Origin of the sequence: Kocuria atrinae, from assembly GCF_039531425.1 — a bacterium.
In the GTDB taxonomy this organism is placed as follows: Bacteria; Actinomycetota; Actinomycetes; order Actinomycetales; family Micrococcaceae; genus Kocuria; species Kocuria atrinae.
Genome location: NZ_BAAAQA010000002.1, coordinates 115,389 through 134,873 on the forward strand (window position 1 = coordinate 115,389; position 19,485 = coordinate 134,873).

Annotated in this window: 18 protein-coding genes; 13 read left to right on the top strand and 5 right to left on the bottom strand. The window is 63.7% G+C overall.

The features are described from left to right. Positions 1–48: 48 nt before the first annotated feature. Entirely contained in the window at positions 49–396 is a 348-nt protein-coding gene (locus tag ABD283_RS01130; RefSeq protein WP_344223226.1) for a DUF3039 domain-containing protein, read from the top strand. Between the two features lie 93 nt (positions 397–489). Then, positions 490–2,349, top strand: coding sequence for a DEAD/DEAH box helicase (locus ABD283_RS01135; protein ID WP_344223227.1), 1,860 nt, complete (start codon positions 490–492; stop codon positions 2,347–2,349). 119 nt (positions 2,350–2,468) lie between these two features. Here the strand turns inward: ABD283_RS01135 and ABD283_RS01140 are convergent, their stop codons facing one another. Together ABD283_RS01140 and ABD283_RS01145 are read right to left on the bottom strand one after the other, a co-directional pair. Further along, positions 2,469–3,101, bottom strand: a complete 633-nt coding sequence (locus ABD283_RS01140; protein WP_344223228.1) for an isochorismatase family protein — start codon at positions 3,099–3,101, stop codon at positions 2,469–2,471. 14 nt (positions 3,102–3,115) lie between these two features. Further along, positions 3,116–4,456 carry a nicotinate phosphoribosyltransferase gene (locus ABD283_RS01145; RefSeq protein WP_344223229.1) on the bottom strand — a complete coding sequence of 447 codons (1,341 nt, stop codon included), beginning with the start codon at positions 4,454–4,456 and terminating at the stop codon, positions 3,116–3,118. Between the two features lie 113 nt (positions 4,457–4,569). Between ABD283_RS01145 and clpS the strand changes: the two genes are divergently transcribed. The 8 genes from clpS (at position 4,570) to ABD283_RS01185 (ending at position 10,468) form a co-directional block, all read left to right on the top strand. Continuing rightward, complete coding sequence (gene clpS / locus ABD283_RS01150; protein WP_425552784.1) at positions 4,570–4,872, top strand: ATP-dependent Clp protease adapter ClpS; 303 nt, start codon at positions 4,570–4,572, stop codon at positions 4,870–4,872. After that, a complete protein-coding gene (locus ABD283_RS01155; RefSeq protein WP_344223232.1) occupies positions 4,872–5,423 on the top strand; it encodes a DUF2017 domain-containing protein in 552 nt (183 codons plus the stop codon). Before clpS ends, ABD283_RS01155 begins: the two co-directional genes overlap by 1 nt. 237 nt (positions 5,424–5,660) lie before the next feature. Beyond that, positions 5,661–6,554, top strand: coding sequence for a glutamate racemase (gene murI / locus ABD283_RS01160; RefSeq protein ID WP_344223233.1), 894 nt, complete (start codon positions 5,661–5,663; stop codon positions 6,552–6,554). 28 nt (positions 6,555–6,582) lie between these two features. After that, on the top strand, positions 6,583–7,422 hold the full coding sequence (locus tag ABD283_RS01165; protein ID WP_344223234.1) for an MBL fold metallo-hydrolase: 840 nt from the start codon (positions 6,583–6,585) through the stop codon (positions 7,420–7,422). 9 nt (positions 7,423–7,431) lie between these two features. Next, the gene (gene rph, locus ABD283_RS01170) at positions 7,432–8,265 is read left to right on the top strand and encodes a ribonuclease PH (RefSeq protein ID WP_344223235.1); all 834 of its coding nucleotides are present in this window, start codon (positions 7,432–7,434) and stop codon (positions 8,263–8,265) included. Next, the gene (rdgB, locus tag ABD283_RS01175) at positions 8,255–8,938 is read left to right on the top strand and encodes an RdgB/HAM1 family non-canonical purine NTP pyrophosphatase (RefSeq protein ID WP_344223236.1); all 684 of its coding nucleotides are present in this window, start codon (positions 8,255–8,257) and stop codon (positions 8,936–8,938) included. The genes rph and rdgB overlap by 11 nt, the downstream gene beginning before the upstream one ends. 3 nt (positions 8,939–8,941) lie before the next feature. Further along, entirely contained in the window at positions 8,942–9,802 is an 861-nt protein-coding gene (locus ABD283_RS01180) for a phosphotransferase family protein (protein ID WP_344223237.1), read from the top strand. 84 nt (positions 9,803–9,886) lie between these two features. Beyond that, on the top strand, positions 9,887–10,468 hold the full coding sequence (locus ABD283_RS01185; protein WP_344223238.1) for a 3'-5' exonuclease: 582 nt from the start codon (positions 9,887–9,889) through the stop codon (positions 10,466–10,468). A 98-nt stretch (positions 10,469–10,566) separates the two neighbouring features. Here the strand turns inward: ABD283_RS01185 and ABD283_RS01190 are convergent, their stop codons facing one another. Continuing rightward, positions 10,567–11,607: an ADP-ribosylglycohydrolase family protein gene (locus ABD283_RS01190; RefSeq protein ID WP_344223240.1), complete on the bottom strand. Its 1,041-nt coding sequence runs from the start codon at positions 11,605–11,607 to the stop codon at positions 10,567–10,569. Positions 11,608–11,672: 65 nt separating this feature from the next. On the opposite strand from ABD283_RS01190, the gene ABD283_RS01195 reads away from it, so the two are divergent. Genes ABD283_RS01195 through ABD283_RS01205 form a run of 3 tightly spaced genes read left to right on the top strand, consistent with a single transcriptional unit; the run spans position 11,673 to position 17,414 of the window. Further along, positions 11,673–12,884 (top strand): exonuclease SbcCD subunit D, encoded by a 1,212-nt coding sequence (locus ABD283_RS01195; protein ID WP_344223241.1) that lies wholly within the window; start codon positions 11,673–11,675, stop codon positions 12,882–12,884. A gap of 12 nt (positions 12,885–12,896) precedes the next feature. After that, positions 12,897–16,103: an AAA family ATPase gene (locus ABD283_RS01200; protein WP_344223242.1), complete on the top strand. Its 3,207-nt coding sequence runs from the start codon at positions 12,897–12,899 to the stop codon at positions 16,101–16,103. A 9-nt stretch (positions 16,104–16,112) separates the two neighbouring features. Continuing rightward, positions 16,113–17,414 (top strand): MFS transporter, encoded by a 1,302-nt coding sequence (locus tag ABD283_RS01205; protein WP_344223243.1) that lies wholly within the window; start codon positions 16,113–16,115, stop codon positions 17,412–17,414. A 96-nt stretch (positions 17,415–17,510) separates the two neighbouring features. Here ABD283_RS01205 and ABD283_RS01210 read toward each other — a convergent pair whose 3' ends face one another. Beyond that, positions 17,511–18,194, bottom strand: coding sequence for an MBL fold metallo-hydrolase (locus tag ABD283_RS01210; protein ID WP_344223244.1), 684 nt, complete (start codon positions 18,192–18,194; stop codon positions 17,511–17,513). Further along, positions 18,191–19,288: an S-(hydroxymethyl)mycothiol dehydrogenase gene (locus ABD283_RS01215; protein ID WP_344223362.1), complete on the bottom strand. Its 1,098-nt coding sequence runs from the start codon at positions 19,286–19,288 to the stop codon at positions 18,191–18,193. The genes ABD283_RS01210 and ABD283_RS01215 overlap by 4 nt, the downstream gene beginning before the upstream one ends. Between the last annotated feature and the right edge of the window lie 197 nt (positions 19,289–19,485).

Sequence of the window (19,485 nt, forward strand, 5' to 3'; positions counted from 1 at the left end):
GCGCCTGGGCGCTGAGTCGTGTCCGGGGCCGGGGGTAGACTGTCGGCCATGGAGAACACTGCAGCATCGTTGAGCACTGGAACCACCGTCGAGCACCTCTCCACGGTCACCAACGGACTGTTCGGTCGTAAGCCGGACACCGTGGGGGGCACTTCCACCATCGAGCGTGAAGAAACGCGGCAGCTGCAGGAACCCGGCGATCACGAACGGTTCTCCCACTACGTGCGCAAAGAGAAGATCATGGAATCTGCGCTGTCTGGCGAACCGGTGATCGCCCTGTGCGGCAAGGTCTGGTTGCCCGGCCGCGATCCCCAGAAGTTCCCCGTCTGCCCCGCGTGCAAGGAGATCTATCAGGGTCTTCGCCCGGGCAAGGACGACTCGGACAACGATAACTAAGCATTAACCACAGAATTCGTCACGCGGGCTCACCAGCCCCGTGACCGGCGGCGCCCGCGCTCGCGGGCGCCTTGTGCTGTGCGGGACCACGCGATGTCGTTCGTGACATGGTCCGTTCGGCACGTGCGCGGAGAGGACGAGCACTACGTGTCTGAAGGCGATCAACTAGACCTGTTCGGGGCGGCGGCGGACCTGCCCCCGGCGTACCCGGATCGTGCGGCATGGGGCACGGCGCCCAAGCTGCGTGCGTGGCAGGCGGAGGCCATTCGCCGCTACGAAGAAACTCAACCCCGGGATTTCATGGCCGTAGCAACGCCGGGCGCCGGTAAGACTACTTTCGCGCTGACGGTGGCCAAGAAGCTACACGATTCCGGCAAGATCCAACGCATCACCGTGGTCACCCCCACCGAGCACCTCAAGCGCCAGTGGGCCGACGCCGCCGCGCGCGTGGGACTCGCACTGGACCCCAATTTCAAAAATGCAGACGGCAGCCACGGCTTCGCCTACATGGGGGCTGCCGTGACCTACGCCCAGGTCGCCAATAAACCACTGTTGCATCGGGCACGCACCGAAGCCGGGCGAACGCTGGTCATCATGGATGAGATCCACCACGCCGGTGACGCGCTGTCGTGGGGCGATGGGCTGCGGGAAGCCTTCGAACCCGCAGCACGCCGTTTGGCGTTGACCGGTACGCCGTTCCGCTCGGACACCTCGCCCATCCCGTTCGTCACGTACCAGGAGGATCGGGACGGGATCCGTCGTTCCACCGCGGACTACACCTACGGTTACGGGGACGCCCTCAAAGACCACGTGGTCCGTCCGGTGATCTTCATGGCCTACTCGGGCCAGATGCGGTGGCGCACCTCCGCCGGTGAGGAAATGGCCGCTCAGCTGGGGGAGGGTTTCACCAAGGACATCACGTCCCAGGCTTGGCGGACCGCGCTGGACCCCAACGGCCACTGGATCCCGTCGGTTCTACACGCAGCGGATCAGCGGCTCACCCAGGTGCGTCGCACGGTTCCGGACGCCGGTGGTCTGGTGATTGCAACCGACCACCAGGACGCCAAGGCCTACGCCGAGCAGCTCAAGCTGATTACGGGCCGCCGTCCCACCGTGGTGCTCTCCGACGACAAGACGGCCTCGAGCAAGATCGACGAGTTCTCCGAATCGGAAGAGCGCTGGATGGTGGCCGTGCGCATGGTGTCCGAGGGTGTGGACGTTCCTCGCCTGGCAGTCGGTGTGTACGCGACATCGACCTCCACTCCGCTGTTCTTCGCGCAGGCGGTCGGTCGTTTCGTGCGTGCTCGGAAGCGCGGCGAAACGGCATCCGTGTTCCTGCCCTCTGTTCCCGCCCTCATGGGGCTGGCCAATTCAATGGAGGAGGAGCGCGACCACGCGCTCGACAAACCCAAGAACATGCCCGGTGTGGTGGACTTCGACCAGCCGATGGAGAGTGGCTGGGACGATGACCTCTTGGAGGAAGCCAACCGGGAAGAGAAAGCCTCCGGTGCGCTCGCACAGGGCAATTTCGAGGCCCTGGATTCTGACGCCTCGTTCCACGGTGTGCTGTTCGACGGCGGTGCCTTCGGCGGGGGCGTGGCGGTCGGTTCTGAGGAGGAAGCCGACTTCCTGGGCATCCCCGGTTTGCTGGATGCGGAACAGGTGTCCACGCTGTTGCGGGAGCGCCAGACCAGGCACGCCCAGCGGCGCTCGGGCGATTCACATCCGGAACCTCCCGCACCCGCTGTGCCCGACCACCGACGGTTGAAGGAATTGCGCTCTCAGTTATCGAAGAACGTCTCCGCGTGGTCCGCGCGCACGGGCACACCGCACGGCATCATCCACAATCAACTGCGTGAGAAGTGTGGTGGCCCGGCGGTAGCCCAGGCCAGTGAAGAGCAGATCACCGCGCGACTGGCCCTGTTGCAGAGGTGGTTCATCGGCCGGAAATAGTCGCCCGCTGGTTCTCCGGCGGCCGGACCGGACGCACATGACAATGGCTCCGAACCTGCGTGGTCGGAGCCACTGTCATGCGGTGGGAGGAGGGGATCGGCCGTTCCTCCGATCAAGGGTCAACCGATCACGGGTCGATCAAGCTCCTCGACCACCGCGACCCCGGCGTCGGGGAGCTCTGCGGTGGCACGCTCTCCGGACTCCTTGGCCACCGGGGCCGTCAGCGGCAACAGCACCCGAGTTTCGTACCCGGCATCCACGGCGTCCTTGGCCGTGGCGAGCACGCAGTAGTCGAGGGCGAGCCCCACGACGTCCACGGCCTCGATCTCGTTCTCCTGGAGCCAATCATCGAGGCTGATGCGTTCTTCCTCCGCGTCTTCTGGGTCCTCGCCCATGGGAACGTCCACGTCCGGGGCGGACAGGCCCTCGAAACCGGAGTAGGCGGCGTCGTAGGCGCCCTTGCGGAAGAATTCCGTGACGTAGTCGGTGTCGAAATCCTTGTGGGTCTCCGCGCCGTTCGTCTCAGCCACGCAGTGCACCGGCCAGCTGGACACGAAGTCCGGTTTGTCACTGAAGTGCGACCCCGGATCGATGTGCCAGTCCTGAGTTGCGGCCACCACTTGGTAGTCCGCGTGATGGTCGTCCAAGTATTCCGAGATCTGCGCGGCCACCGCAGCGCCGCCGGTCACGGCCAGGCTGCCGCCCTCACAGAAGTCGTTCTGTACGTCAACGATGATGAGTGCTGTGCGCACGGGTGCCTCCTTGATCAGTGTGCGGTTCCGGGCTCGATGACCGTGGGGATCACGGGTTCGCCCTCGGACAGGCGGCGCGCGGCACGGGGCAATTCCGCCACGGACCGGGCGTGACGCTCGCGGGCACGTTCCACGGCCTGGGCGCCCACGTAACCGTCGCGCAGTTCGCCGCCGGTGACGTAGTCGATGAGCAGCTCGCGATCGTCGCCGTCGTCGGTGGGTTCGTGGGAGATCCCCACGATTTCCTGGGTGGCCACTCCCTGGCTATTACGACGGCGCAGCGCGAACTTTTCGCCGCCCACGGAGGCTTTCCCGGATGATGCCTTCGCCACGGGCTCCATGGTTCCGGAGGTGCCCTCTCTGGCCACGAGCTTGTAGACCATGGAGGATGTGGGTGCCCCGGAACCGGTAACCAAGCGCGTGCCCACACCGTAGGAGTCCACTGGGGCCGCGCGAAGGGCCGCAATTGCATATTCGTCCAGGTCACTGGTCACGGTGATGCGAGTATTGGCATTGCCGAGCTTGTCCAGCAGGGAACGCACCATGGCCGCCTGAGTTACCAGGTCACCGGAGTCCAGGCGCACCCCGCCCAGATCGGGCCCGGCGATGTCCACCGCTAGCTTCACGGCGTTCTCCACGTCGTAGGTGTCCACCAGGAGGGTGGTGTCGACACCCAGCGCGTCAATTTGTGCTCTGAAAGCTTGTTCTTCCGTGTCGTGCAACAACGTGAAGGAGTGGGCTGCGGTGCCCACAGTTTTCACGCCGTACCGGTAACCGGCCTCCAAATTGGAGGTCGAGGCGAAGCCCGAAATCACCGCAGCGCGAGCGGCCGCCACGGCGGCTTCATCGTGTGCTCGCCTGGATCCCATTTCGATGCACGGGCGATCACCTGCTGCGCCCACCATGCGGGACGCCGCGGAGGCCACGGCGGAGTCGTAGTTGAGCACGGACAGAATGTAGGTCTCGAGAACGCAGGCCTCTGCGAAGGAAGATTCCACGGTGAGCAGTGGCGAATGGGGGAAGTACACCTCGCCCTCCGCGTAACCGCGGATTTGGCCCGTGAAGCGGAAGTTCTCCAGGTACTCGATGGTCTTCTGATCCACCACGTTGGTATCCCGCAAGAAGCGCAACTGGTCCTCGTCGAAGCGAAACTTCTCGAGTCCCTCCAGTACTCGACCCACACCCGCGAACACGCCGTAGCGGCGACCGTTGGGCAGGCGGCGTGCGAAGACCTCGAACACACTGCGCCGCGACGCCGTGCCAGCTCGCAACGCGGCTTGGAGCATGGTGAGCTCGTAGTGGTCCGTCATGAGGGAGGTTGGACTGGGTTCCCATGGGTAGCTGCGCTCATTCACGCCCCCAGCCTAATGGGATCGGCTCACTGCGCACATCCACGGGTGCCGGATACGATGGGCACATCATGATTTCCACTCCCTTATCTGCGCATGCCCGATGCATGCCCGTTCTCATGAGCGCGGCTCCCGCTGAGACCCCGGTTCTGACCGAAGATCCTGAAACCCACACGATGCTCAGCGTTCCGTGGAACGTGATCGTGTGGGACGATCCCGTCAACCTGATGAGTTACGTGGTGTACGTGTTCCGCTCTTATTTCGGTTATTCGGACGCCAAGGCGCGCAAACTCATGCTCGAGGTTCATCACAACGGGCGGTCCATCGTCGCGTCGGGAACACTCGAAGAAGCAGAGACCCACGTCAGCGCCCTACACGGGTACGGGCTGTGGGCAACGTACGAGCGGGCGGATCACAACTGATGGCACACGGATTCAAGAAGACTCGCAAAGGTATCGTCGGGCGATTCGAAGCACCGGAAGTGCAACTGCTCCAGAAGCTGTTCTCGGACGTGGCCGAAACTCTCGAACCTGAGGCCAGGCCAGACGAGGATCCGCTGGCGGCCATGGTGGGGATCGACCAGGAAGTCAGTGAGCCCACGGACCCCGCGCTGAAACGCTTGCTGCCCGCGGCGTCGTCGGACCCCGAACAAGCGGAGGAGTTTCGGCGACTCACGGATCGGTCGCTGCGCGAAGCAAAGATCGGGGCACTCAAAGCATCGTCCTTGGCGCTGGAGTCCGACCCCGTAACCCTGACCGTGGCGCAAGCGCAAGATTTCGCGCGGTCGCTCAACGACATCCGGCTGGTGTTGGCATCACGCCTGGACATCACGACCACTGAGGACGCCGAGCGGATCGGTGAGCAGGTCGATTTCGGCGAAGTCCAGGACATCAACGATTACATGGCGGTGGTCTACAACTTTGTGTCGTGGCTGCAAGAGTCGCTCATGAATGCGTTGCTCAAGACTCTCTGAGGTTTACAGACTGACGGTCATCGAGACACCGCCGGAACTGTGAGATGTCTCCCATGTGTTGCACTGTTCGACAACTTGTACTGATGCGTCCGGTACCTTGGACGCGCACTTTGTGCTGATTTTCCCAGTTTTTCGCCACGGCATTGCACCTGTGGGCGACAAGTGTCACCTGTAGTGTGTCGGCTCCTCCGCAACTCGGATAGGGAAAATCAGCGCGGACCATTACTGTCTTTCGATATGCAGGATGAGCACGTGAAAACTTCAGGCCCTAACCCGAACTCGCCCATTGGCGTGTTCGACTCCGGTGTGGGCGGACTGACCGTTGCTCGTTCGATCATCGACCAGTTGCCGCACGAGGAAATCCTGTACGTGGGTGACACCGCCCACGGCCCCTACGGTCCGCTGCCCATTGCCCGAGTGCGTTCCCTGGCCATGGACATCATGGACGACCTGGTCGATTCCGGCGTCAAGCTCTTGGTGATTGCCTGCAATACCGCTTCCGCAGCGGTGCTGCGCGACGCTCGCGAGCGGTACACCCGTGCCTACAACATTCCCGTGGTCGAGGTGATTCAGCCGGCAGTGCGGCGCGCGGTAGCCACCACCCGCAATGGAAAAATTGGTGTCATCGGCACGGAAGCGACCGTGGGCTCGCGCGCCTACGACGACACATTCGCCGCGGCACCTCACTTGGACGTCACCTCCGTGGCGTGTCCGGAATTCGTCGAGTACGTGGAACGCGGTGTGACCACCGGTCCTGAGCTGCTGCGTGCGGCCCAGGGCTACCTGGAACCACTCAAGGATGCGGGTGTGGACACCCTGGTTCTGGGGTGCACCCACTATCCGCTGTTGACCGCGGTGATCTCCTACGTCATGGGGGACAGCGTGAACCTGGTGTCCTCTGCGGAGGAGACCGCGCGTGACGTCTACCGCGCTCTCATGGACAACAACTTGGAGCGCGACGTCAGCCTCACCCCGCACCACGAGTTCCTGGCCACGGGTGACCCCGAAAGCTTTGAAGTCCTTGCCCGCAGGTTCCTCGGACCTGAGGTCCTGCGCGTTCGTCAAACATCCTCGGTGGCCGAGCAGTACCCCACGGGTTCTCTGGCCATGATCCACCCGGCTCAGCGCTGAGTCGGAACCACGAAAGGCACCCGCAGTCATGATGTTGACCGTCATTGGGAACACCGGCAGCTTCCCGGGTCCCAACTCTCCCGCGTCGTGTTACCTGTTGACCGGTGAGGACCACGAGGGCCGTACGTGGCGCGTGATCCTGGACATGGGCAATGGCTCGCTGGGCGTGCTGCAGCGACAGCTCCACTTGGAAGACATCGACGCGGTCATGGTTTCTCACCTGCACCCGGATCACTGCGTGGACCTTGCCGGCCTGCACGTGGCGGTCAAGTGGGATCCGCGGGGGTGGGGCGCAGGGCGCATTCCGCTGTACGGGCCCTCCGAGTTGCACGGCTACCTCAATCGTTCGCACGCGATGCCGGATGGCCACAGTATGGACACGGAATTCATTTTCAACGTGTGGCAAGATCGCCAGCCGGTCACCGTGGGGCCGTTCACCGTGACTCCCTTCGAGGTATTGCACCCCTGTCCCGAGCCCTATGCCCTGCGCGTAGAGTTCGACGGCCCGATGGGGCCATCTGTGCTGACCTACTCCGGGGATACTGATTCCTGCGACGGCCTGGTTGAAGCCGCGCGTGACGCGGATCTTTTCCTGTGCGAGGCCGCGTACGAGGAGGGTCGTGAGGATCATCTGCGAGGGATCCACCTGACCGGTTATCGAGCAGGTCAGGCTGCGGCCCAGGCCAACGTCCATCAGCTGTTGCTGACTCACTTGCCGGTGTGGAATTCCCCCACCAAGGCTCGGCAAGAGGGAACCGCAGCATTCAACGGCCCGGTCGGAATTGCGGAACCGGGGTACACCTACAAGGTGGTTCCGAGCAATGTCACCATTTCGGGTGCGTTGGCAAGGCCCGCAACAGCGGGCTAGGCTGGCGATATGACTTCGCCTACCGATCCGTCACAAGAAAATTCCACACTGGTCGGAGAGCGATCCACCCCTCAAACGGCGGCTGCTGATTCGGCTTCGTCGAGTGTTGTGCGTTCTGACGGTCGTTCCGTAGACGAATTGCGCCCCATCACCATTACTCGCGGTTGGTCGGATCAGGCCGAGGGCTCGGCCCTCATTGAATTCGGCGGCACCCGCGTGCTGTGCACGGCCTCCCTGACAGAAGGCGTCCCGCGATGGCTCAAGGGCGAGGGGCGTGGCTGGGTCACTGCCGAATACGCCATGTTGCCGCGCGCGACCTCCACACGTTCGGCCCGCGAGTCCGTGAAGGGCAAGATCGGCGGCCGCACACATGAGATTTCCCGTCTGATCGGACGCGCGTTGCGGTCCATCATCGACCTCAAGGCTCTCGGTGAGAACACCGTGGTCCTGGATTGCGATGTGCTCCAGGCGGATGGCGGTACGCGCACCGCGGCCATCACCGGAGCGTATGTCGCTCTGGCAGAAGCGATTTCATGGGCCCACGCAAACGGCGTGATCAAGCCCAACGTCAAGCCCCTCGTGGATACCGTGTCCGCTGTCTCCGTGGGCATCATTGACGGCGTGGCCATGTTGGACCTGCCATACGTGGAGGACGTCCGCGCGGAGACCGACATGAACGTGGTGGTTACCGGTTCGGGCGACTTCGTCGAGGTGCAGGGCACCGCCGAGGGCGCGCCGTTCAACCGGAGTGAGCTGGACGTCCTGCTGGACCTTGCGGTCGCGGGATGCGCTCAGTTGGCCACCATTCAGCAGGAAACGCTGGAGGCGGGCCGTGGACACTGATCCAGAGCCCGCCAGGATAGTCCTGGCCTCCAAGAACCAGGGCAAGGTTCGCGAACTCCAAGCCATGGTCGCCGCGGCAGTGCCCCGTCTCGACGCCGCTAAGGCCGTCGTCGATGCCCGCTCGGCGGGACTGGGCGACGTCGTCGAAGACGGCGTGAGCTTTGCCGAGAACGCGCTGCTCAAGGCGCGCGCTGCAGCCCGCGAATCGGGACTGATCGCGCTCGCGGATGATTCAGGGCTGGCCGTGGACGTCATGGGAGGCGCGCCCGGAATCTTCTCCGCGCGCTGGTCCGGCCAGCACGGTGATGACGCGGCCAATGTGAACTTGCTCCTGGCACAACTGGGAGATGTCCCCGACAAACACCGCAACGCGCGTTTCGTGTGCGCTGCCGCCGTGGTGACCCCCGGCGGGGCGGAACACGTGGTGTCGGGAGAGTTCCCCGGGGTGATCCTGCGGGAACCGGTGGGTGAGAACGGGTTCGGTTACGACCCGATCTTCGCTCCGGATGGTTATGACGGTTTGAGCTGCGCCCAGCTGACCCCGGACGAGAAGAACCGGGTCAGCCACCGTGCGCGGGCTATGAAGGCTGTGTTGCCGCACCTCGTGGCGGCATTGGGAGAACAGGACGATCCGACCGTGGATGATCCACCGCGGCCGGGCTCGGGGGACTGAATCATGAGATTCGCATGCGGGCATCTTCCGTTCGCTGACGCTGTTGACGCGGTGTTGGCGCAGGCGGGGGTGAGCGTGGACCGTTCCGAATGGGAAGTCCACGCGGGTGGTTCCGCGCATATCGTGGTGAACGCGGGACACGTGATGAGTGTTCGCATCGCCAAGAACCCCACGTCCGGTGAAAATGTCAGGCGGCGTGTGCGCGCGTTGTCCTTGCTCCCGGACTTTGATTTCGAGGTTCCAAGACCATTGACTCCGGTGCTCAACGTGGGGCGCTACACGGCCGTGGGGATGACGTGGCTACCCGGGACGACGCGTGATCCGGGGCCCGTGTCCACCACTATATTGGCGAGCGTGCTCGACCAGTTGCGCTCGGCGGAGGTCTCGGAAGCGGTGCCCTGGCTTGATCGACCGGGGCAGCACTGGGGCGGTCACCGCCGCCGCCACGTGCTCATCGACCAGGTCATTCCGCGACTGATTCCGGCCAATCGCCCGCGCGCATTGGAAGCGATACAGGACCTCGTCGAGCTGGAAACGGTCGAACCCAAGCTGGTCCACGGTGACCTCATGGGCAACAACATGCTGTGGGAGGGCGATCGTCTCGTGGGCATCATCGACTGGGACCACGCGTGTCTCTCCGATCCTGCCTATGACACGGCATCCTTGGGCCTGTGGTTCGGGTGGGACAGTGTCCGGCACGCCACCACACCGGAGGATTTCGAGCGGGCGCAGCTGCATTCCCGCATCTTCCCCCTCCAGGCGGTGGCTTACGCCATCCATCACGAGCTCGACATCGCTCAGATCAACCAAGCGGTCGAGAAAGCCGACGACTGGTACGAGGCTCACGCTTCGGTCCACGTCTGAACCGCCGCTGCACCGGATGTCAGCTTGCGGCAGCACCCCGCGGTCCGCTCATAACGTGTCTGAGTCCAGCAGTAGCCTGTCACCGTGCCCGTCAGTTTCACAGCAATAGACTTCGAAACAGCCAACCGTAGCTTCGCCTCCGCGTGCGCGGTGGGAGTGGTTCGTATCGAGGACGGCCAGCTGGCCGACACTCAATACTCCCTCCTGAAGCCCCCGCCGGGCCACGATCATTTCGAGCCGGGGAACATCAGAATCCACGGAATTCGCCCGCAGGATGTGATCAACGCGCCGTCCTACGGGCAGTATTGGCGGTGGCTGGTCGATCGGCTCGAGGCTGACGATCCGGACGGGATCCTGGTGGCGCACAACGCAATTTTTGACACCGGGGTGATCCGGGCGGCCAATCAAGCGGTCGGCGAACCAGCTCGTCCGTGGCGCTATACGTGCACCCTGCGGTTGTCCCGGGCGGCCTACCAGCTGCGCTCGTATTCGTTGCCAGCCGTGTCCCACGCCGTGGGCGTCTCACTCGAGAATCACCACAACGCGTTGGCGGATGCACAGGCGTGTGCCGGCATTGTCATGGATCTTGCACGTCGCAGCGCGGCAGGATCCATGGAGGAGCTGGCCGCGCACTACGGCACCAAGATTCTCAGCGCCAACCTCTGAGCGTTCGACACGCACACGGGAGTTCTGCGAGGCAGGGCCGCGTGGGACCCGGAGGCAGGCAGGACCCGCTGATCATGACTGACCCGTGAACTGAGCTGTCACGGGCACCAGCGCTTGAGCCACTGATGAGCCAACGTCTCGAGTTCACCACGCAAAACAGTGTCACCGGACGGGAGGGCCGATGTTCCCCAGCGGGCGGCAATCACCGCAGCGGCTACGGATCGTGCGGGTGCGGAGTCAGCGGAATGAGTCTTGACCATATTGAGCGCACGCGACATGAGGCCTTGCGAGTCCTCGGGGCCGTCGTTCTGCGCTTGCGCGACCAGCACCGAGGCGAGCCCGAGGGCCAGCGCCGACGACGCGGTGGTGCCGTCTGCCACGGCACGAGAGAATGCGCCGTCGTCCGATGCCAGGGCTGCCGGGTCCGTGACCTGTGGGACCATGCGCAGCAGCGCGTGGGTTTGAGGTGCCGGGCGGGTCATCCCGGTGCTGACGTCGATCACGGCAGCGAGGACGTCCTGGAATGAGGAGGCGGTTTCCCGTGCTCGCGCACTTGCGTGTACGGCCAGAGCGGTGGCGGCCGCGGCCGTCTGAGCTTCCGGATCGCCATGGGTGATAGCTGCAGAATCAACAACGATCGGCACGAGCGCTTTCCACCCGAAATTCGGAATCAACCCGTACGGGATGCTGCGGGTGAGGACCTCGGGCCCGTTGGTCGCGGGATCGATCGGACGGGCCACTTCACCGAACTCACCGGTCGCGAGGGCCGTGAAGCTGTCGCCGGTGGGAGTTGCCTGACTGGACAGCACAGGGAAATCGTCGTCGAATTCTCGTGTGGGAGGCACAGGCGAATTCGCCGGAGGGCGGGCGCCGGAAGCCCTTGCCCAGCGGAGATAGGAAAGCCACGCGCACGCCGTTGGGTCGGCTGAAAGTCCGTCATTGGCCCACTCGGCCACTTCATTGAGGGCATCTGCGGCGCGAGCGGCCAACTGCACCGCTTCACCTGGCCCCGCGCCCCCGGCCAGTGTCGCGACGTCCAGACTTCCAAACACCGCCCTCACAGTGTCTCGGTAGGTTTCCGCGGCTGTCGAGATGCCGTGATCGGGGGAGAGCAGCTGGGAGGGCGAGGAATCGGACATGACTCGAGTCTATGTGAGCGATGAGCGTCCTATGCGTGTCAGCAGGGGCGGATAGATTGACGAGCATGAGGTTTCTACACACGTCCGATTGGCATCTGGGCCGCACCTTTCACGGTGTGGACGTTCTGGATGTGCAGGCCAAGGCCATGGACGAGATCGTCGATTGGGTGGCCGAGCATCGAGTGGATGCGGTTCTGATTTCCGGTGACGTGTACGACCGCGCACAGCCGCGTACGGAAGTCGTGGAACTGCTCAACTCCACGTTGGCCAAGATTCGCCGTGCGGGGGCCTACGTGGTGATGACCAGTGGAAACCATGATTCCGCGGCCCGGCTCGGGTTCGGCGCGGAAATCATGGCCCACGGCGGGGTGTTCTTGCGGACCCGCCTTGACCATGCATCCCGCCCCGTTCTTTTCAGCGAGGGCGATTCCGGGGTACGGGTCACGGACACCGCCCTCCAGGGATCATCCGATCGGTCCATCACAGAGGGGGCCGCGGTGGCGGTTTACGGCATCCCCTATCTGGAGCCTCGGTCGGTAGCACCACAGTTGGGCTGCTCGGCCACGCACCAGGCCGTTCTCGGTACCGTGGCGCAATCGACCGCGGAGGATCTCGCGCAGCGCGGTGACGCGCGAGGTGTGGTCATGGCACACGCTTTCGTGACGGGCGCGGCGGCCACGGACTCAGAGCGCATTATTGATTCCGGGGGCTTGGGCACCGTCAGCGCGGATGTTTTCGACACCCATAGCTATGCTGCCCTGGGCCACATCCATCGGAGGCAGACCATACGGAGCGCCGTGCGGTACAGCGGATCTCCCGTGGCCTATTCCTTTTCGGAAACCGGGCAAACCAAGGGCGCCTGGCTAGTGGAGTTCGCGGGATCGGGGGCGCCGGAGATCCTGCCCCTCAATCACAGCGCAGGGCTCCACCTGGCCCAGTTGCGGGGTTCCTTGGAGGACTTGCTTGGCGATGACGAACACACCGGTGCCGAGACCGCCTGGTGCCAGGTGGTACTCACGGATCCTGAACGACCTGCGGCGGCCATGGACCGGATTCGAACTCGTTTCCCGCAGACCGTGGAACTTCGCTGGGAACCGGAGGGCGGCCGCGCGCAACCCCAGCTCAGCTACAGCGCTCGCGTGCGCACCGCAGAGACCCCGGAATCCCTGTGCGCCTCCTTCTTCGACCACGTTCGGCAGCGGTCTGTATCCGAGCAAGAACGGGCGGATATCGAGATCGCAGTGGGCGCGGCGCAGCTGGATTCCCGGTCGGAATAGGGAGGCACCCATATGAAACTGCATCGCTTGGAGATCACCGCGTTCGGTCCCTTCGCCGGTCACGAGGCCGTGGAGTTCGACCAACTCAATGAAGCCGGGGTGTTCCTTCTCAACGGGGAGACAGGTGCCGGCAAAACCAGTGTTCTGGACGCGATTTGTTTTGCCCTCTACGCATCCGCGCCCACGACCACGGCCAATGGCGGCCGAAAGCCGGGGCACAGTGATCACGCAGACCCGGATACTGCGCCGCTGGTCGAACTGGAATTCACATCGGGTGCTCGGCGCTGGCACATCAGTCGCTCGCCAGCCTGGAGCAAACCTTCCAAGCGTGCGGCGTCCGGTTGGTCCGAACAACATTCCAAGGTGTTGTTGCGTGAATGGGTGGATGGTCAGTGGCGGGAACGGAGCCACCGACCGGATGAAGTGGGTCAAACCATTGAGCACGTGATCGGGTTGAACAGGGAGCAGTTCACCCAGGTCATGATGCTGCCGCAAGGGCGATTCGCAGAGTTCTTGCGGGCCGGTTCCAAGGACCGCGAAAAGTTGCTCGAGACCTTGTTCGGAACGGATATTTATCCCCGGATCCAACAAGAACTCAAGGCTCTCGCGACGAGCAGCCAAGCTGAACTGGACGCCCTATTTCTCGAAGAGCAGCGCGACCGTCAACGGGTGTCGCAGCTGGACGCGCAATTCAGGGAACTGCTCGAGCAGCTACCGTCCGGAACGGTGGCTCGTCCGAACGCGCGCTCCGCCCACTCCGATGACCTCGGAGGTGAACCGGGTGAGGAATCCGCAGGAGCGGTTGATTCTCGGGAAACTGCGACTCAAGAAACCACGTCGGAGACTACCCCTGAGACGCGCGAACCAATCACCGTTGCCCAACTTTGCGATCAACTCAGCACGGCCACGCGCGAACTGCGGTCAGCACGAGACACCGTTTCCCGCCAACAGACACGAGCCGCTGAACGAGCGCGGGAATTGGCTCAGCGGCTTGAGAACATCGAACGCCACGACCGCTTGAGCGCTGATCTGGAGGAACTCCACTCAGAACAGGAGACCGTGACCTCGCGAGAAACCGCATTGGAGCGGCACCGGTCGGCGCAAAAGATGTCCGGATTCGTTGCAGCGGTCGAGACTGCCACAGCGGCGTCGAAGGAGGCCCGGGTCTCGATGGCGGCCGCGCGAGATGTGTTCTCTGAAGCCTCGCCCGACCTGGAACGATTCCGAGGTAGCCTCGGCTCTTCGGCCACCGTGCTGGATGAATGGCTGGAGGGCAACCAGGATCTGGCCGCAGTACGGGACACGGCCATCAGCGCTCGACAGGCTGCCGAGCAGGCCATGGACGTTGATGCATCGGTAAGCGCCGCGCAACGCGATCTCACCGAGGTTGACCAGGCCATCTCGCAACGCGGTTCGCGACAGCGTGAATTGGCCCAGGAACTGGACGGTGCCGTCGAGAAGCATGCGGTCACGGAGCGGGCCGTCATGGAGCTTCGGGACGCCACCCGTGACGCGGGAATGATCAGGGATCGTCACGATCGGGCTCAGCAGGCACTCAAGGCATCGGAAGAATATCAAGAGCTGGCACGCCAGCGAGATGGCGACGGCGAGCGGTATCGCGTCGCGGAGGAGAAACGACGCGCGGCGGCCCAGCACGTGGAGGACCTGGAAACTCAGCGTTTTGCCTCTGCTGCGGCAGCCCTCGCTTCAGCGCTGCACCGCGATGAACCGTGTCCCGTGTGCGGATCCACGGTTCACCCGGATCCCGCAGATCAGGAGCAGGGCCAGGAAGTCACGGAGGAGATGCTCAACAGCGCGCGTTCCATGCGGGACTCGGCACAGTCGGAGGCGGACCGGGCGCACGCTCGGTGGCAAGCGGCCCAGCACAGCGCCGCTCAGGCACTCGGAGCGGGCGCCCTTGAAGACATGACGGCCGCCCGGGAGACCGCCAGCACGAGCCAGGTGGCTGTCCAGGAACTGGACGAGCACCTCGAGCAACTCAAAACCTCCGAACAAGAGCTGGCGGACCTGAATCGGAAGATCGACGACTGCCGTGAAACGCAGCGCCAGATCGAGCTGCAATCCGAACGGGACCAGACACGTCATGCCGCGTTGACCACGCAATTGGACCAGGCACGCGAACGTTTGAACCGCGAACTGTTCGGCTTCGAATCGGTCCGGCAGCGTATCGGTGCGGCCCAGGACCTGGTGACCGCGGTGTCGACCATGGAAGTCGCCCAGCGGCGCTTGGATCACGCGAATCAGGAACTCGAGTATGCGCGCAACACCTTGGAAGCAGAACTCGTGGACTCGCCGTTCGACAACTCCGACGAGGTCCGTGCCGCACGGTTGGAACAAACTCAGGCGCAACAGATCGAGACATGGCTGATCGACTACCGAGAACGGCTTGGCAAGGTCACGGCCGAACTCGCTACGGATGTTATGACGGCGACAGCTCAGTTGCCGTCCACGGAACGCGCCGGGGCCACCACGGAATCCGTTGCGGAGGCCAGAGAAGTCGGTGAGAACTTGGCCGCGCAACGGGACCGCATCACTGCGGCGTCGGGAACCCTTGCCACGTTGGAGCGCTCAGCCAACGATTTGTCCCGAACCGGGGGAGAGCGAGACGAGTCGCTCGCCCGTGCCCGAGAGAAGTCCGAACGAATCACAGGCCTCTCTGCGGTGGCAAACGGGTTGACCGCTGACAACAGTTTGCGAATGACTCTGACTTCGTTCGTCCTGGCCGCGAAACTCGAACACGTGGCCGCGGTTGCTTCCGAACACCTCCAGCGGATGTCATCGGGGCGTTTCAGCCTGATCCACACCGATCAGGCACGGGGTAGTGGTAAAGCGGGGCTCGGCCTGGAAGTCGACGACTCCTGGACAGGAAACAGACGCGGCACGGAAACACTGTCGGGCGGGGAATCCTTCTTCACGTCGCTGGCCTTGGCCCTGGCACTCGCAGATGTCGTACGGGCGGCAGCCGGTGGCCAGGACATGGACACATTGTTCGTGGATGAAGGCTTCGGTTCTCTGGACGAGGACACCCTGGAACAAGTGCTCGAGACGATCGACGGTCTACGACAGAACGGACGGGTGATCGGATTGGTGTCACACGTGGCCGAGATGAAACAACGCATCGGCACGCAACTGGTCGTGACCAAGACCCCCAAGGGGTCACACTTGCGCGTTGTGACCGGTCTGGAAACGAACGCGTAGGCTGATCGCGTGAGTTCTTCAGTACCAGCGCCCACGCCCGTCACGTCCAAATCAGCACCGGAGCTGATCAGGGACGTCAAGGTGCTGAACGGGTTGGGCGGTTACGGGCTGACATGGATCAACCTCGCACTCCGGTTACCGCAGGTGCTGGCGCCCCTGGGCGTGATCACCTGGGTGGCCACGCAGACCGCTTCCCCATGGCCGGCCGCACTGAGTTCCGCGGCAGTGTGCCTGGGAAGCGCCCTGTGCGGAATTCTCATGACCTTTTTTGTCAACGTTCCGTGGCGGCAATGGGGCATGGTGGTTTTGGCCCTGGTGCAGGGCCTGGTCATGTGGTTCCTGCCGCTGGCACCTATCGACTCGGCTCCCACGGGTGTGGGCAGTCTGAGCATGTTTCTTCCGTTTTTCCTCGCGGGAATGTCCTTGGCGCCGCAGGGCCTGGTGTGTCGAATCAGGTGGAACTCACTCTTGGAACACCGTAAACGGGCGGACCTGATGCCCACGGCCATGCGCACTGAGTCCGTGAGCGAGGCCATGTCAGTGGTGACGGGCGCAGCCATTACCGGACTGGTCGCCACCACCGCCGGTCCGCAAACGGTCTTGAGAGTCTCTGCCGTTTTGTCCGTGGTCATGGTCGTGATTTTCATGGCTCATCCGTCCGCGAGAATCAAGCAGCCGGTCCTCGCGGTTTCATTGCGCGACAGTTCGGAGCGGTTGCTCCAGGCCCGCCGCTGGTCCGCTCAGCGGCTGCGCACCATGTTGGTGGTCGGTTGCGGTGGGCTCGGTGCGCTGCTGGGAGCGATCCAAGGTTGCTTGGTGGTTTTCGCCGTGTCGGTGGATATCGTGCCGTCGGTGGGCGCGCTCTATGCGTTCCTGGGGCTGACCTCCGCCGTAGCGGCAGTCGTAACGGTATCGTGGCGCACCCGAGTGAAGCCGTGGAATCTCTGGATCCTCTACTCCACTGCGGCTTTGCTGGCGTCCATGATGCTCTCCACGCCCTCGGGGGCGTTCGGTTTCGCGGTGGTGCTCGCGCTGATCGGGTTGTGCATCGGTCCGAGCCTGCTGTGCTTATTCGGTCTGGCGGCCTACGTGGCACCCGAGGATATGTACATGGGGCTGGTCTCCAGGATGACGGCCGCCACCTCGGCGGGTACGGCACTGGGCCTGGTGCTCAGCGCGTATTTCGGGGTCCGTTACGACTACATCTCTGCGGCACTGGTGCCGGTTGCCATGGCCCTGATTCCCCTGGCTGGTTCCCTGGTGTTCATGTACATCTGGCGCAGGTCACCGCTGTCCAGCCTGCACACCTGAGACGCCACCTGATTGAGACGCCACTCGACATGAAACCGCGCCGCGGCCAAGAGTTGGCCGCAGCGCGGTTTTTAAAGATAGAGCGCCACCGCAGACTCAGTGCCCGCGAGCGATCCATTCGCTCAGATGCGGCTTCTCATCGCCCACCGTGGTGGAGTCACCGTGACCGGTGAGCACCTGGGTTTCCCCCGGCAGGGCCAGGATGCGCTCCTGGATGGACTCGATGATCGTGGGGAAATCCGAGTATGACCGGCCCGTGGCACCAGGCCCACCCTGGAACAGGGTGTCACCGCTGAACACCACTCCGTGCTCGCCCACCTCGGAACCGTAGAAGACCACGGAGCCGGGGGAGTGCCCGGGGGTGTGGAGCACGGTCAGCGCGGCGGTTCCGGCGACGATCTCCTGGTTGTCCTCAAGAGGCTGCGGCTCGGGGCCGTCCGAGAACACCTTGCGCCACAGGACCAGATCCTCCGGGTGCAAATAGATGTCGGCGTCGGTGTCGGCCAGCTCGACGAATTCGCGCACGGCGGCAATGTGATCGTCGTGACCGTGGGTCAGCAACACATGCGTGATTGTGCGTCCGGCCACGGCATCAACTACGGCCTGCGGATTATGAGCGGGGTCGATGACCGCGCACTCCACACCGTTTCCAATGATCCACACATTGTTGTCGACCTCCCACGTGCCGCCGTCCAGGCTGAACGTTCCGGAGGTGACGCAATTGTCGACCCGCAGGCCGGTTTCCTGGTCACTCAGGATGGTAGTCGGCTGTTCACTCATCGGGGCATCTCCACTACGGATCGCAGGACCTTACCGGCCTTCATGGTTTCGAATGCGTCATCGACCTTGTCCAGCTCGATCCGCTCGGTCACGAAGGCATCGAGGTCGAGACGGCCCAGCTTGTACTGGTCCACGAGCATGGGGAAGTCACGCGAGGGCAGGGTGTCTCCGTACCACGCGGACTTGATCGAACCACCCCGGGAAAAGATCTCGTCCAGAGGCAATTCGATGGGGGTTCCGGGATCGGGCACGCCCACCAGGACTACACGTCCTGCCAGGTCGCGCGCCTGGAATGCTTGCTTGAAAGTGGGTTCGATACCTACCGCATCGATCACCAGGTCCGCGCCGTTGCCGCCCGTGAGCTCCTGGATGGCTTCCACCGGGTTCCGGTCGTTGGAATTGACCGTGTGGGTGGCGCCCAGACGCTGGGCGGTTGCGAGCTTCTCGCTGTCGAGGTCCACGGCGATGATGGTGGTGGCTCCCGCCAGTGCCGCACCGGCGATCGCCGCGGTTCCCACGCCACCGCAACCGATCACGGCCACGGACTCACCGCGTTTGACGGCGCCCGTGTTGATGGCGGCACCGATGCCGGCCGTCACGCCGCAGCCCAGCAGCCCGACGGCCGCGTACTGGTCGTCTTCGAGCGGGGTCTCGATGCGCGTGCACTGTCCCGCGGCCACCAGGGTCTTCTCGGCGAACGCGCCAATGCCCAGTGCAGGCTCCAACTCGGTGCCGTCCTCCAGCGTCATTTTCTGGGTCGCATTATGCGTGGCAAAGCAGTACCACGGCTCACCCTTGCGGCACGCACGGCATTCACCGCACACCGCACGCCAGTTGAGGATTACGTGGTCGCCCACCTCGACCTCGGTCACGCCCTCGCCCACGGCGCTGACCACACCGGCGGCCTCGTGACCGAGCAGGAAGGGGAAATCATCACTTACGCCACCGACCTTGTAATGCAGGTCCGTCTGGCACACACCGCACGTCAGTACGTCCACGAGTGCCTCACCGGGCCCCGGATCCGGTACCAGAATCGTTTCTACGGTGGCCGGCTCGTTCTTGGCCTTGACCACTACACCTTTGACCTTGTGCATCTGTGTGCCTTCCTGTTGGCGTGTTCCGGGCATTACATCCAGCTTATGTCAGCGTGCCCGGTAGGCACTGAGAGTTCGCCCCGCGAGGAACCGAAGGACGGCGTCGACCCTTAACAAGAGCAGCGTCAGTTAACGACCGAAGCCGGTTCGCATTCCCGCGATGGGAACTGCGAACCGGCTTCTATTGCGGCTTCGGA

Excerpts from the sequence above, each read along its gene's own strand:
- ABD283_RS01215 (WP_344223362.1), bottom strand. The coding sequence starts at position 19,288 with ATGCACAAGGTCAAAGGTGTAGTGGTCAAGGCCAAGAACGAGCCGGCC.
- ABD283_RS01200 (WP_344223242.1), top strand. The coding sequence starts at position 12,897 with ATGAAACTGCATCGCTTGGAGATCACCGCGTTCGGTCCCTTCGCCGGT.
- ABD283_RS01195 (WP_344223241.1), top strand. The coding sequence starts at position 11,673 with ATGAGGTTTCTACACACGTCCGATTGGCATCTGGGCCGCACCTTTCAC.
- ABD283_RS01210 (WP_344223244.1), bottom strand. The coding sequence starts at position 18,194 with ATGAGTGAACAGCCGACTACCATCCTGAGTGACCAGGAAACCGGCCTG.
- ABD283_RS01135 (WP_344223227.1), top strand. The coding sequence starts at position 490 with ATGTCGTTCGTGACATGGTCCGTTCGGCACGTGCGCGGAGAGGACGAG.
- ABD283_RS01130 (WP_344223226.1), top strand. The coding sequence starts at position 49 with ATGGAGAACACTGCAGCATCGTTGAGCACTGGAACCACCGTCGAGCAC.
- ABD283_RS01155 (WP_344223232.1), top strand. The coding sequence starts at position 4,872 with ATGGCACACGGATTCAAGAAGACTCGCAAAGGTATCGTCGGGCGATTC.
- murI (WP_344223233.1), top strand. The coding sequence starts at position 5,661 with ATGCAGGATGAGCACGTGAAAACTTCAGGCCCTAACCCGAACTCGCCC.
- ABD283_RS01165 (WP_344223234.1), top strand. The coding sequence starts at position 6,583 with ATGATGTTGACCGTCATTGGGAACACCGGCAGCTTCCCGGGTCCCAAC.
- ABD283_RS01180 (WP_344223237.1), top strand. The coding sequence starts at position 8,942 with ATGAGATTCGCATGCGGGCATCTTCCGTTCGCTGACGCTGTTGACGCG.
- clpS (WP_425552784.1), top strand. The coding sequence starts at position 4,570 with ATGAGCGCGGCTCCCGCTGAGACCCCGGTTCTGACCGAAGATCCTGAA.
- rph (WP_344223235.1), top strand. The coding sequence starts at position 7,432 with ATGACTTCGCCTACCGATCCGTCACAAGAAAATTCCACACTGGTCGGA.
- ABD283_RS01190 (WP_344223240.1), bottom strand. The coding sequence starts at position 11,607 with ATGTCCGATTCCTCGCCCTCCCAGCTGCTCTCCCCCGATCACGGCATC.